Raw genomic sequence first — 12,221 nt, 5'->3', positions numbered from 1 at the left:
GGAGGCTTCCTTTCCTGGGACAGACGTCCCCGAGGACGGGGGCGGCTGCGCGAGACGGACGACGGTGCTCGGAGTCTAACGGTTGTCCACAGGGTTGTGCACAGACGGTGGACAACCCCTATCATCCTGTGGACGACCGTCCCGGGCGCCCACGGGCGTCCGGGATCCGCGCGCACCCGTTTGACCCCTGCGTACCCCGGCCACTAGAGTCGTCTGGTCCCCCGGGTGTCGGTTGATCGTGCCCGCCGGGGATTTCATGTCAGAGCCTCACCGGTCCTTCCCCCTGGTCCACCTGCTCAGGTCGACGGTCGAAGGCACACAACACGTCGTGGAGAGATCACAGTGACCAAGCGCACGTTCCAGCCCAACAACCGCCGTCGTGCCCGCAAGCACGGCTTCCGTGCCCGCATGCGCACCCGCGCCGGCCGCGCCATCCTGTCCGCTCGCCGCGGCAAGAACCGCGCCGAGCTGTCCGCCTGAGGACCTCGGTCCAGGGACGGCGCGCCCCGTGCTGCCCCGTGACCGTCGCGTCCGCACGCCCGCGGAGTTCCGTCACCTCGGTCGCACCGGCACCCGCGCGGGTCGGCGCACCGTCGTGGTGAGCGTCGCCACGGACCCCGACCAGACCCGGTCCACGTCGCCGAGCGCCCCTCGGCCGCGGGCCGGGTTCGTCGTGTCCAAGGCCGTGGGGAACGCGGTGACCCGCAACCGGGTGAAGCGGCGGCTGCGCGCCGTCGTCGCGGATCAGATGCGCCTGCCTCCGCTGCGCGACCTGCCGGTTCTGGTGCAGGTCCGCGTGCTGCCGGCCGCCGCCGAGGCGGACTACGCGCTGCTGCGCCGCGAGACCGTCGGCGCGCTCGGCAAGGCCCTGAAGCCGCACCTGCCCGCCGCCTCGGAGCACGCGTAGATGACCGTCACGCCCTCGCCCTTCGTCGTGCTCGAGCCCTCCCGTGAGTGGGGGCCGCTGCGCGCGCTGCCGTCCGCCCTGCTGGCGGGCCTGCTCACGGTCTATCGGGCCGTGGTCTCCCCGCTGTACGGACCCGTGTGCCGGTTCTTCCCCAGCTGCTCCGCCTACGGGCTGGAGGCCGTGCACGTGCACGGCGCGGTGAAGGGGTCGTGGCTCGCCGCGCGGCGCATCGGCCGGTGCCATCCCTGGAACGACGGCGGCGTGGACCCGGTCCCGCCCGGGCACCGACGCTGGCCGCCGGGCCGGCAGCCGCGCATCCTCGCCCTGAACCACCCTCCCATCCCACCTGATCTCCCGCAGGAGGATTGACCCCCATGTTCGAAGCCATCCTCTCCCCGTTCCGCTGGCTGATGTCCTGGCTGCTCGGGGCGTTCCACAGCATCCTGGAGTTCGCGGGCCTGCCCGCGGACTCCGGCTGGACGTGGGCCCTGTCCATCCTCCTGCTGGTGGTGCTCATCCGCACCCTGCTGATCCCGCTGTTCGTCAAGCAGATCAAGGCGCAGCGCGCCATGCAGGCCATCCAGCCCGAGCTGCAGAAGCTGCAGGCCAAGTACAAGGGCAAGAAGGACCAGCTCTCCCGCCAGGCCATGGCCATGGAGCAGCAGGCGCTCATGAAGGAGCACAAGGCGAACCCGTTCGCCGCCTGCCTGCCGCTGCTGATCCAGATGCCGTTCTTCTTCGCGCTGTACCAGGTGCTGATCGGCGCCCGCGGCGCGGCCGAGCGCGGCGAGGCCATGGACGCCCTGTCCGCGGACCAGATCCGCTCCTTCGAGGGCTCCACGATCTTCGGCGCCCGCATGTCGGACACCTTCATGAACTCGCTCGGCGCGCCGGGCAGCACGCCCGTGATCGTCACGGCGATCGTGCTGATCCTGCTCATGTCGGGCTCGATGTTCTACATGCAGAAGATGCTCATGACGAAGAACATGACGCAGCAGGCCCTCACCGGCCCGATGATGCAGACGCAGCAGATCATGCTCTACGCCATGCCCCTGATCTTCGGCATCGGCGGCATCAACTTCCCGATCGGCGTGCTCCTGTACTGGACCTACTCCAACTTCTGGGCCGTCGGCCAGCAGTGGTGGATCATCCGCAACAACCCGACCCCGGGCTCCCTCGCCGAGAAGGAGCTCAACGAGCGCCGCGCCGCCAAGGGCCTGCCCCCCGTGGGCCAGAAGGTGTCGAACGCCGAGGCCACGCCTTCGTCCGCGCACACCCAGGCGGGCCGCGGCGGTGCCGTGCTGAACGGTGAGGTCGTCCGCCAGTCGGGTCAGCGTCTCCAGCCCCAGCGCAAGAACCGCAGGAGGAAGTGAGCATGTCCGCCGAGAACGTGACCCCGGCCCCCGAGGCCGAGGACGCCGTCGTCGAGACCCCCGCGGGCCAGGGCTCCCGCGTCGAGGAGCAGGACGGTGCCGCCGTCTCGGAGGCGGTGCGCCGTCTCGAGGAGGAGGGCGACGTCGCCGCGGACTACGTCGAGGAGCTGCTCGACATCGCGGACCTGGACGGGGACATCGACATCGAGGTCCGCGACGGGCGCACGTACGTGTCCGTCGTCTCCGAGGACCACGACGAGCGCCTGGACGGCCTCGTCGGCCCCGACGGCCGCACCCTGGAGGCCCTGCAGGAGCTCGTCCGGCTGGCCGTGCTCGCCGCCACCGGGCACCGCTCCCGGCTGATCCTGGACGTCTGCGGGCACCGGGAGCGCCGCAACGTCGCCCTGCGCACCGCCGCCCAGGCGGCCGCCGAGCGCGTCCGCGCCGGCGAGGGTTCCGTGCACCTCGAGCCCATGGGCGCGTACGAGCGCAAGATCGTCCACGACGTCGTCGCGGACGCCGGCCTGACCTCCGAGTCGGAGGGCGAGGGCGCCCGCCGGCACGTGGTCATCTCCGCCGATGACTGAGCAGGGTTCGGCCTACGAGCGGCGCCCCGGGCTGGATCCACAGGACCGGGGCGAGCGCCCCGCGCCCGTGGGGCAGCCAGCACCGCCGCTGACCGATGCGCTGCGGCCGGCCGCCGTCGAGCTGTTCGGCGAGGCACTCCCCCGGGCCGAGGCGTACGTGGCCCACCTGGCGGACACCGGCATCGAGTGGGGCCTGATCGGCCCGCGCGAGGCGCCCCGTCTCTGGGAGCGCCACGTCCTGAACTGCGCCGTGGTCGAGGAGCTCCTCCCGCAGGGCGCGCTCGTGGCCGACGTCGGCTCCGGCGCGGGCCTGCCCGGCCTGTGCCTCGCGCTCGCCCGCCCCGACTGCCAGTTCCTGCTCATCGAACCGCTCGAGCGACGCGTGGAGTGGCTGGACATGGTGGTCGCCGACCTCGGCCTGGAGAACGTGGACGTGATCCGTGGCCGCGCCGAGCAGGTCTCCGGGAACCTGGACGTCGACGTCGTGACCGCCCGCGCCGTGTCCGCGCTGAAGACCCTCGTGCCCCTGACCATGCCGATGCTGCAGGGCACCGGGGAGCTGCTGGCGATCAAGGGCCGCTCCGCGGCCGACGAGATCGCCGCCGCCCGCAAGGTCCTGCGCAAGTATGGTGGTGCCGAGCCCGAGATCCTCACGGTGGGCGAGGGCCTGCTGCCCGAGACCACCACCGTCGTGCGCATCAGCGCGCGTCCCCGCTGACCCCTCCCCCACCGGGACGGGACGGGCCGGGCGGCAGCAGATCCGCACACCCGCGACCCAGGAGGTAGAGCCGCATGGCGCAGGAGCAGGAGAGCCGGGGTGGGGCCTGGAGGGCCCTGCGCCAGAAGTGGACCGGCCGGACCGCCGAGAAGGGCGGCGCCGACGCCGAGGAGCCCGCGCGGCTTCAGCGGCGCCGTCTGACGCGCCCCGACCGCACCCGCGTGTTCACGACGTCCAACCAGAAGGGCGGCGTCGGCAAGACGACGACGACGGTCAACCTGGCCGCGGCCCTCGCCCGCGCGGGCATGCGGGTGATGGTGGTGGACATCGACCCGCAGGGCAATGCGTCCACCGCGCTGAACATCCCCCACACCGGAGACGTCGCCTCCGTGTACGACGTGCTCCTGGGCGAGATGGAGATCCAGGACGTCGTGCAGGACGCCCCGGACGTGGACGGCCTGCAGGTGGTGCCCGCGACGATCGACCTGGCCGGTGCCGAGATCGAGCTGGTCTCGCTGGTGGCCCGCGAACAGCGACTGTCTCGGGCGCTGGAGGCGTACACCGCCTGGCGCGAGGAGGACGGCCAGGAGCGGCTGGACTACGTGTTCATCGACTGCCCGCCATCCCTGGGCCTGCTGACGGTCAACGCGTTCGTGGCGGCTGAGGAGGTGCTCATCCCGATCCAGGCCGAGTACTACGCCCTCGAGGGCCTCTCCCAGCTGCTCAAGAACGTGCAGATGATCCAGAAACACCTGAACCCGCGCCTCCAGGTGAGCACCATCCTGCTGACGATGTTCGACGCGCGGACCAACCTCGCCGTGCAGGTGGCGGAGGAGGTCCGGACGCACTTCCCGGAGCAGCTGCTGAACACCGCGATCCCCCGCAACGTCCGCATCTCCGAGGCCCCCAGCTATCAGCAGACGGTGCTGACTTACGACCCGGCCTCAGCCGGCGCCGTGGCGTACCGGGAGGCGGCCGCGGAGATCGCCGGCCGCGGTGCGCCGGCCGTGAAGGGCTGACGCGCAGGCGGTCTGCTGCGGTCGTCGCCGGGCTGCGCTGCTGACGACGACGAAGCCCGCCGGAGGGAGTGATCCCCCGGCGGGTTTCGTCGTGAGTGATTGCGGCCCCCAAAGATGTGGGATGGTAAGACAAGCGGAATCGCTGGGCATGTCGAAAGTTCGTGTTTCACGTGAAACGACGGTCTCCGTGGGGCGAGCGTGGTGCCGCCTCGGCGGGACGACGGGGAGGGGTGTCCGTGGTCGACCGCCTCCGTCTGACACGCTCCCGTCTCCTCTCCTGGGCCGGCCCCTCCGCCGCGTCGGCCAGGCACACCTGTCGCAGGGCGTGGGGGCGGCCGCAGGCGGCGACACACGAGCTCACGGGGCGGGGTGTACGGCACGGTCGCGGGGCGGCGACGGAGGCTGTGCGGGCCGGCGGTGCACCCTGCGTTGAAGTGCTCCTCGGGAGCTGCGCGATGCGTGGGGAACGTCCTGGCCGCCGGGCGTGGCCGTGCAGGGCTCGGTCCGTCCCCGCTCCCCTCCCCCACGATCAGCCCTCCTCGCGGTCGGTGAAGTGCAGGGAATGGGGAGCGAGAGCGGAGCTCGAGCCGTGGTGTGGCCGAGGGGTGCGGGCCGGTCGGTCGTCAGCGTGTGCGAGAGCAGACGTCAGCGGCGTGGTGGAGTGCTGTGCTTCGTCTGAGTAGAACGGGCCGGATGGCGGCGCCTGATGGACAGTTCTGCTGTGCAGTCCTGTGTGCAGAGTAGGAGAGACTCCGGCGAGGTGGGGCGGCCGCAGGCCCCGATGTATACAAAGACAAGTATATGAGCTGGCAAGTTGCGGAGTCAGCCGTGTCTGCCCGCGATTGTTGATGTTGATATGTGGACAAGATCTGTGGACTAGGAGACGTCAAGGAAGCGCGGTCATGGATTCATCGGAGGTGTCGACGGACTCCGGTGAGTTCGCTGCTGCGTCCGACGCCGAGGCACGGGTCGGCGTGTGAACGGGAACGCGGGTGTGGTCCCCTTCCCCGGGGATCTTGCGGGGTCTCGGTCTGAGACGGGGTAATGCGCTGAGTCTTCGTGATCGTGTGACGAGGCGGGAGTCAGGGCGTCGAGTGATGGAGCGGTCGCCGGAGGTTTCACGTGAAACACCGGGTTCCCCTGGCGATCCCCGAGGGAAGCCACGCGCGCAAGGGCCGACGAGGTGAAGCCCCGGTTCCCCATGAGACGGCCCTTAGATCCTCGTGGACGGTCTGGGCTGCCATAATGAATGGATCCAGAACGTTGGATGGGAAACTTGTCTTGTCACGGTATTTGTCGTCCGGTGCTTGGCTTGAGCACGGAGCTGTACGCCCAACGGGAGAAAGTCGGTGCATGGTGCGCTGGCATGGGACTCGCCGTCCGGTGTTCCCTCCGAGTCTGCGCCGTGCGTTTCACGTGAAACAGAACGACCGCGTGTCTGTGCTCGACGCATCCGCGTTAGTACGTCAGCGTCGCGTGGAGTCTGAATGTCGAACGCACGTCACGCGCCCTGTGGACGCGTGCATTGGGGTGCACCCGCGGGTGGGCCGACTTCCGTGGCATGCGAGATCAGTCGACACCTCCAACGGAACGTTTCACGTGAAACGAGCCTCGGGTGAGGGGGCCGTGCCGCGACATCACCACTTCGGGCTATCCAAGGCACACGCGATCAGTGCCGCCCATGCGGTGACCGAGAACGACACAACAAGATAACACCGGTTCGTAAGGAGCAGTTACGTCAACGATCGGGGGCCCCGTCCGTGTTCTCTGCGGCACAGTCATTCGTGTTTCACGTGAAACACGGTCGGCGACGCAACGTTCGATTCGTGGGCTGCGCGGGTGTGAGGAAGCACTGAACACAAGGCGACGAGAAGTCCGAGCTCGGCCGTTCGGTGATTCAAGTGTCCACACCATACCGCAGGGGAGTGGAGCGTTGCTTCGCTACTGGTCCGCCATTTTCCAACCGATGACGCGCAATAAATATCCTGCGGCTAGCCAGCATATTTGAATACCGTACGCATTGGACGGTTGATCGGCCCCGGGACACCGAGAACACAAGCAGCTACAACTGTGATTCGTCAACTGCCGACTGGCCGGCTGAGGGATCGCGTTTCACGTGAAACGGGTGGACCTTACGAGAAACCACGAGAGAGTCCTGAGGGATTGCAGCCGCACCCTCCTGGAGCCCCCAACTCAGAGTGTTCCACGTGAAACACTCACTCTCGCGGCAGACGTCCACGCGCACGCCCCCGCCCCCTCGCGTGGCCACCAACAGTCGGGGCCAGTGCAACGTGCGGGGTCTCCTCGCGCCGCCCGGAATCATCGAGATCAGACCGCTCACCTACACTGATCGCAGACCCACTCACTGCAGGAGGACCCGTTGAAGACGAGCCGTCGAGGAGGCCTGGGGCGAGGCCTCGGCGCCCTGATCCAGAGCACTGTAGAAGTCCCGGAAGAGAACGCCGAGACATCCTCCTCCCCGAAGGACTCTCGGATGCCCGCGAAGAGTGGCCCGGAGGCCGCCGCGGCAGCGGAGAGCACGACGACATCGACGCGCAGCACCGCGACAACCAAGACGTCAGGGGAGTCCACTGAGCCGGACCCGTCGGGGCCGCAGCGAAAGACCACGGCCCGCCCACCGCAGGCCGCGAAATCAACTCCCGCGACTGGCCGGAACGCCTCGCCCGGCACTCAGACAGGGGCCACCTCGTCGAAGCGTGCCTCTCGACCCGCGCAGCGTCCCGTCGACGTCTTCTTCTCCGCCGACTCCGAGGACGCACCTGCGGCGCGATCCACCAAGGGGCGCCCGGCCATGCCGACGGTGAAGGCGCCCAGCAAGCGCGCCACCGCCGCGGCGTCGTCGAGGGAGGAACCGGTGGACACGACCGCGGAGTCCGTCGCGACCGTGGGGATCGTATCAGCGGACATCGCGGTCCTGCGGGAGATCCCGGTGGGGGACATCCACCCGAACCCGCGGCAGCCGCGTGAGGTGTTCGACGAGGACCACATGGCGGAACTGGTCACCTCGATCCGCGAAGTCGGCATCCTGCAGCCGATCGTCGTGCGCGAGGTGGACGGCCCCACCCCCTATGAGCTGATCATGGGCGAGCGCCGGTGGCGCGCCACCCAGAAGGCCGGCCTGGACACCATCCCGGCCATCGTCCGCCAGACCCCGGACCAGGACCTCCTGCGGGACGCTCTGCTGGAGAACCTGCACCGCTCCCAGCTGAACCCGCTCGAAGAGGCCGCCGCCTACCAGCAGCTGATGGAGGACTTCGCCTGCACGCAGGAGGAGCTGTCCCAGCGCATCGGCCGCTCCCGTCCGCAGATCTCCAACACGCTCCGACTGCTCAAGCTGCCGCCCCTCGTGCAGCGCCGCGTGGCCGCCGGCACGCTCTCGGCCGGCCATGCTCGCGCGCTGCTCGGTCTCACGGACCCGTCGGACATGGAGCGTCTGGCGCAGCGGATCCAGTCCGAGGGCTTGTCCGTCCGGGCCACGGAGGAGGCTGTCGCGCAGCTGCAGGGCGGGCTCCGGCCGGGCCGCACGCCGCAGCGCAGCACGGACGACGCCCGCCACGAGCGCCTGGACCACTACGCCAGCGCGCTCACCAGCCGCCTGGACACCGCCGTGAAGATCACCCTCGGCGCGCGCAAGGGACGCATCGCCATCGACTTCACCACCGTGGAGGACCTGAACCGCATCATGGACCTCATCCAGGGCGGTCAGGACGGCAAGGGGAAGGGCAAGAAGTCCTGATCCGGAGCTCCCGCGGACGGCGTCCACGGGCACCCGCCGCTGGTCCTGGAGATCGACGCACGACGGCCCCGCCACCCTCTCGGGTGACGGGGCCGTCGTGGTGAGTGGGGGAGGGGCTCAGCCGAGCAGGGCCGAGAACTCCTTCTCCAGCGCGGCCTTGGGCTTGGCGCCCACGGACTCGGCGACCTTCTCGCCGTTCTGGAAGCCCACGACGAGCGGGATGGAGGTGACGCCGTAGCGCGCGGCGATGGCCGGGTTCTCGTCCACGTTGAGCTTGGCGATCACGGCCTTGCCCTCGTGCTCCACGGCCATGTCCTCCAGGACAGGCCCGAGCATGCGGCACGGGCCGCACCACTCGGCCCAGAAGTCCACGAGGACGGGCAGCTCGGACTGGAGGACCTTCTGGTCGAAGTCGGCGTCGGTGACGGTGATGGTGCTCATGGCAGCCTCCTGGGGGTTGTTCTGTGTCTGACGGGGGTGGACAGGGGTGTTATCGACATGACTCATGACGCTCGGTCAGGGGTGATGAGTCAGTGGCTCATGCCGGAACCGCGTCCGACTCCGGGCCGGCCGGCGCGGCCTCCTCCACGTCGGCCACGGTCGCGAGGTAGTGCTCCACGTCCTGGGCGGCCACGCAGCCCGAGCCGGCGGCGGTGATGGCCTGGCGGTAGGTGTGGTCCGTGACGTCGCCGGCGGCGAAGACGCCCGGCTGGGAGGTCCGCGAGGACGGATGGTCGATGCGGATGGTGCCGTGCTCCGTGAGCTCCACCTGGCCCTGCACCAGGTCCGTGCGCGGGTCCTGGCCGATGGCCACGAACAGGCCGGTCACGTCCAGCGTGGACGCCTCGCCGGTGCGGGTGTCCCGCAGGCGGAGGGTGTTGACCTTGTCGTCACCCGTCACCTCCGTGACCTCGGTGTTCCAGCGGAACTCGATCTTCTCGTTCTCCATGGCACGGTGGGCCATCACCTTGGAGGCGCGCAGCTCGTCCTTGCGGACCAGCACGGTCACCTTGGACGCGAACTTCGTGAGGAACAGGGCCTCCTCCATGGCGGAGTCGCCGCCGCCCACGACCGCGATCTCCTGCTCGCGGAAGAAGAAGCCGTCGCACGTGGCGCACCAGCTGACGCCGTGGCCGGAGAGGCGCTCCTCGCCGGGAACGCCGAGCTTCCGGTAGGCGGAGCCGGTCGTGAGGATGACCGCGTGGGTGCGCAGCTGGGTGCCGTCGCCGAGTGTGAGCACCTTGGGGTTCGACGTCAGGTCGGCCTGCACGACGTCGTCGTAGACCACCTCCGTGTTGAACCGGCGGGCCTGGGCCTCGAGGTTCGCCATCAGCTCGGGCCCCTGCACACCCTCCGGGAAGCCCGGAAAGTTCTCCACCTCGGTGGTGTTCATCAGCTCGCCGCCCGCGGTCACCGCCCCGGCCACGAGGACGGGGGAGAGGTCGGCGCGGGCGGTGTAGATCGCCGCGGTGTATCCGGCGGGGCCGGATCCGACGATCACGACGTTGTGGACGCTCTGGTCCTGGGCGGTGGGGGCCACGGGTTCCTCCAGTGGATCGGGGTGGTGGACGCTCCTCCAGGACAACGGCGGAGCCACGGGCGGGTATTCCGCGGTGTCGGGCCGCGGTGCAGCGACGTCCGGCGACGGCGGCCGGAAGGTCCGGCGCGCCGTCGCCTGGGCGCGGGGTCAGCGGACGGCGATCTCGCCGAGGCGCAGGCCGAACGGGAGGTCCGACGTCGTGCCCTCCAGCTGGGGCAGCGAGGTGAGGCTGACGATCACGTACTCGGCCTCGGCCTCGGTGCCCTCGAACGGCACTGGGATGGAGACGGTGTCCTGGTCGAAGGTGCCGTTGCCGATCTCCTGGGCGTTCGCGCCCTCGGGGGAGTCGGCGATGTAGGCGAACCAGGCGCCACCGGTGGCCCCCGTGCTCTGCAGGGTCACCTCGTTCACCTCGGTGCGCTCCTCGAGCTGGACCACGAGGTTCATGCTCTCCACATAGCCGCCGAAGTTCGGCCGTGCGTAGGCGAAGGTGCGCCACACGGTGGTGGGGTCGCCGTCGATGAGGTTGCTCAGGTCCGCGTCGTGCTCGGCCTCGTGCTCCGGCAGGTCCGGCACCGAGCGCAGGGCCTGGACGGGCTGCGGGGCGGCCGCGGCGCTCTCGCTGGTCGGGGTGGGGGAGGGGCTGGTGCTCTCCGACGGCGACGGGGTGTCCGATGCGGACTCGGACGACGCAGACTCAGACTCGGACGACGCGGCCTGCGGGGCCGGCCCGCCGCGCAGGTTCTGGGCCAGCAGCACCCCGCCCACGACGAGTGCGGCGAGCAGGCCGACCACGAGGACCAGAGCCAGCGGACCGCCGCCGCGCGTGCGGCCGTTGCCGTCGCCCGGGTCGGCCACCGTGGCGCCGTCACCACTCCCGGTGGTGGCCGGGGCGGCCAGGACATCCGGAGCCGCGGCGGCGGACGTCGAACCGGCAGCCGCCGCGGTGGCCCCCGTTGCGGCCCCGGCAGCCACCGGCGCCGCCGTGCCGCGGGACTCCTCGTGGACGGGCGGCGCGGACTCGGCCGCGATCGTTCGGCGGGGGACGGGTCGCTGGCGCCGCACGGGGATCGCCTCGGTGTCCGGGGCGACCGGCTCCGGCGCGTCGGTCTTCTCGGCCGCCACGGGCTCGACGGGCTCGACGGGCTCGGTGGGCGGCGTGGCCCCGTCGGCATCGGCGTCGGTGGCCTGCGCGGCGGCGGCCCCCGCCGCGACAGCCGGGAGTGCGGCGGTGCCCGCCTGGGCCTCGCGCTTCTCAGCCTCGCGCTCCGCGGCCTCGCGTTCCTGGGCCGCGCGCTTCTCAGCCTCGCGCTCCGCGGCCTCCCGGGCGCGCTCCTCCTCGGCACGACGGCGGGCCTCGGCCCGGCGCTCGAGCTCGCGGCGCTCGGCCTCCTCCCGCTCCGCGGCCAGCCGGGCCTGCTCGGCCTCCCGCTCGCGCGCGGCCCGCTCCTCAGCCTCCTGCTCCGCCTGGCGACGGGCGCGCTCGGCCTCGGCGCGGCGCTCCTCCTCGGCACGCTCCTCCGCCTCCCGACGCTCGCGTTCTGCACGCTCGGCGGCCTCCTTGCGCTCCCGCTCGGCCCGCTCCGCGGCCTCCCGTTCGGCGCGTGCCTTCTCCTCGGCCTCCTTGCGCTCGCGTTCTGCACGCTCGGCGGCCTCCCGCTCCGCGCGCTCGCGCTCCTCCTGCTGCTTCCGGGTGGCGGCGTCCGCCGCGGCCAGGGCCGACGCCCCGGCGGCCGCCTTCGCCGCGGTGCCGTCGGAGGGACGGACCCGCTCGGCGAGGCGCTCGGAGAGGCGGTTCAGGAACCCGGGACGACGCTGGGCCTCGTCCTCGTCCGCGCGGAGCCGGCGGTCGAGGTCGGTGTAGTACGCCTCGTCGTCGTCGTAGGCGTGGGGGTCTCCGGTCCGCGACTCGCCGAACAGCTCGGAGCCGAGGCTGTCCGTCTGGAACGGCTCCACGTACAGCTCCTGCGGGTACGCCAGACCCAGCAGGACGTCCGGGTCGGGGTCCCCGCCGGCGATCAGGTACGTGCGGCCCTCGGACAGCCCCAGGTCGAGCACCTGCACGTCGTCGGTGCGCTCGCCCGTGGCCAGCTCCCGCGCGGACGAGGCCACCTGCGTGGCGTTCTCACGTGAGGCCACGAGCACGGTGACGCGGCGGTTGAGCACCTGGTCCGTGCCCAGGAACACCATGTCCTGGTCCGCGGACGTCACCACGTGCTGGGTGATGCGATAGCGGCCGCCCAGGACGGCGCCGACGGCGATGGGCTGGGGCACGGGCTCTTCTCCTGACGACGGGGTCGGAATCCGATGATACGTGGCG

At 70.8% G+C, this 12,221-nt stretch carries 11 protein-coding genes; 8 read left to right on the top strand and 3 right to left on the bottom strand.

Annotated features, from left to right (window positions below; translation table 11 throughout):
* The first annotated feature begins 342 nt into the window (after positions 1-342).
* The 8 genes from rpmH to AC0VX2_RS11840 all read left to right on the top strand — a co-directional run bounded on the left by rpmH (position 343) and on the right by AC0VX2_RS11840 (position 8,361).
* Positions 343-480, top strand: a complete 138-nt coding sequence (gene rpmH, locus AC0VX2_RS11875; RefSeq protein WP_002856443.1) for a 50S ribosomal protein L34 — start codon at positions 343-345, stop codon at positions 478-480.
* Between the two features lie 28 nt (positions 481-508).
* On the top strand, positions 509-907 hold the full coding sequence (gene rnpA / locus AC0VX2_RS11870) for a ribonuclease P protein component (RefSeq protein ID WP_412959263.1): 399 nt from the start codon (positions 509-511) through the stop codon (positions 905-907).
* On the top strand, positions 908-1,276 hold the full coding sequence (gene yidD / locus AC0VX2_RS11865) for a membrane protein insertion efficiency factor YidD (protein ID WP_002856440.1): 369 nt from the start codon (positions 908-910) through the stop codon (positions 1,274-1,276). It abuts the gene before it with no gap.
* A gap of 5 nt (positions 1,277-1,281) precedes the next feature.
* Positions 1,282-2,280 carry a membrane protein insertase YidC gene (yidC, locus tag AC0VX2_RS11860; protein WP_336638724.1) on the top strand — a complete coding sequence of 333 codons (999 nt, stop codon included), beginning with the start codon at positions 1,282-1,284 and terminating at the stop codon, positions 2,278-2,280.
* A gap of 2 nt (positions 2,281-2,282) precedes the next feature.
* The gene (locus AC0VX2_RS11855) at positions 2,283-2,867 is read left to right on the top strand and encodes a Jag family protein (protein WP_271437979.1); all 585 of its coding nucleotides are present in this window, start codon (positions 2,283-2,285) and stop codon (positions 2,865-2,867) included.
* Positions 2,860-3,585, top strand: coding sequence for a 16S rRNA (guanine(527)-N(7))-methyltransferase RsmG (gene rsmG / locus AC0VX2_RS11850; RefSeq protein ID WP_366365863.1), 726 nt, complete (start codon positions 2,860-2,862; stop codon positions 3,583-3,585). The genes AC0VX2_RS11855 and rsmG overlap by 8 nt, the downstream gene beginning before the upstream one ends.
* A 74-nt stretch (positions 3,586-3,659) precedes the next feature.
* Positions 3,660-4,604 (top strand): ParA family protein, encoded by a 945-nt coding sequence (locus tag AC0VX2_RS11845; protein ID WP_049145027.1) that lies wholly within the window; start codon positions 3,660-3,662, stop codon positions 4,602-4,604.
* 2,380 nt (positions 4,605-6,984) lie between these two features.
* On the top strand, positions 6,985-8,361 hold the full coding sequence (locus AC0VX2_RS11840; RefSeq protein ID WP_083325294.1) for a ParB/RepB/Spo0J family partition protein: 1,377 nt from the start codon (positions 6,985-6,987) through the stop codon (positions 8,359-8,361).
* Positions 8,362-8,478: 117 nt separating this feature from the next.
* Here AC0VX2_RS11840 and trxA read toward each other — a convergent pair whose 3' ends face one another.
* The 3 genes from trxA to AC0VX2_RS11825 form a co-directional block, all read right to left on the bottom strand.
* The gene (trxA, locus tag AC0VX2_RS11835; protein ID WP_327036762.1) at positions 8,479-8,868 is read right to left on the bottom strand and encodes a thioredoxin; all 390 of its coding nucleotides are present in this window, start codon (positions 8,866-8,868) and stop codon (positions 8,479-8,481) included.
* A 31-nt stretch (positions 8,869-8,899) separates the two neighbouring features.
* Positions 8,900-9,901 carry a thioredoxin-disulfide reductase gene (trxB, locus tag AC0VX2_RS11830; protein WP_036337321.1) on the bottom strand — a complete coding sequence of 334 codons (1,002 nt, stop codon included), beginning with the start codon at positions 9,899-9,901 and terminating at the stop codon, positions 8,900-8,902.
* A 147-nt stretch (positions 9,902-10,048) separates the two neighbouring features.
* Positions 10,049-12,175 (bottom strand): hypothetical protein, encoded by a 2,127-nt coding sequence (locus AC0VX2_RS11825; RefSeq protein ID WP_356964443.1) that lies wholly within the window; start codon positions 12,173-12,175, stop codon positions 10,049-10,051.
* Positions 12,176-12,221: the final 46 nt, after the last annotated feature.

It is taken from the genome of Micrococcus sp. iso_239, from assembly GCF_056173395.1.
Note: the sequence above shows the minus strand (reverse complement) of the source record. Positions and strands in the feature narration are given on the sequence as shown.

Bases quoted from the DNA above. Each gene is read 5' to 3' on its own strand.
- yidD (WP_002856440.1), top strand. From the start codon at position 908: ATGACCGTCACGCCCTCGCCCTTCGTCGTGCTCGAGCCCTCCCGTGAG.
- yidC (WP_336638724.1), top strand. From the start codon at position 1,282: ATGTTCGAAGCCATCCTCTCCCCGTTCCGCTGGCTGATGTCCTGGCTG.
- AC0VX2_RS11855 (WP_271437979.1), top strand. From the start codon at position 2,283: ATGTCCGCCGAGAACGTGACCCCGGCCCCCGAGGCCGAGGACGCCGTC.
- rsmG (WP_366365863.1), top strand. From the start codon at position 2,860: ATGACTGAGCAGGGTTCGGCCTACGAGCGGCGCCCCGGGCTGGATCCA.
- AC0VX2_RS11845 (WP_049145027.1), top strand. From the start codon at position 3,660: ATGGCGCAGGAGCAGGAGAGCCGGGGTGGGGCCTGGAGGGCCCTGCGC.
- trxA (WP_327036762.1), bottom strand. From the start codon at position 8,868: ATGAGTCATGTCGATAACACCCCTGTCCACCCCCGTCAGACACAGAAC.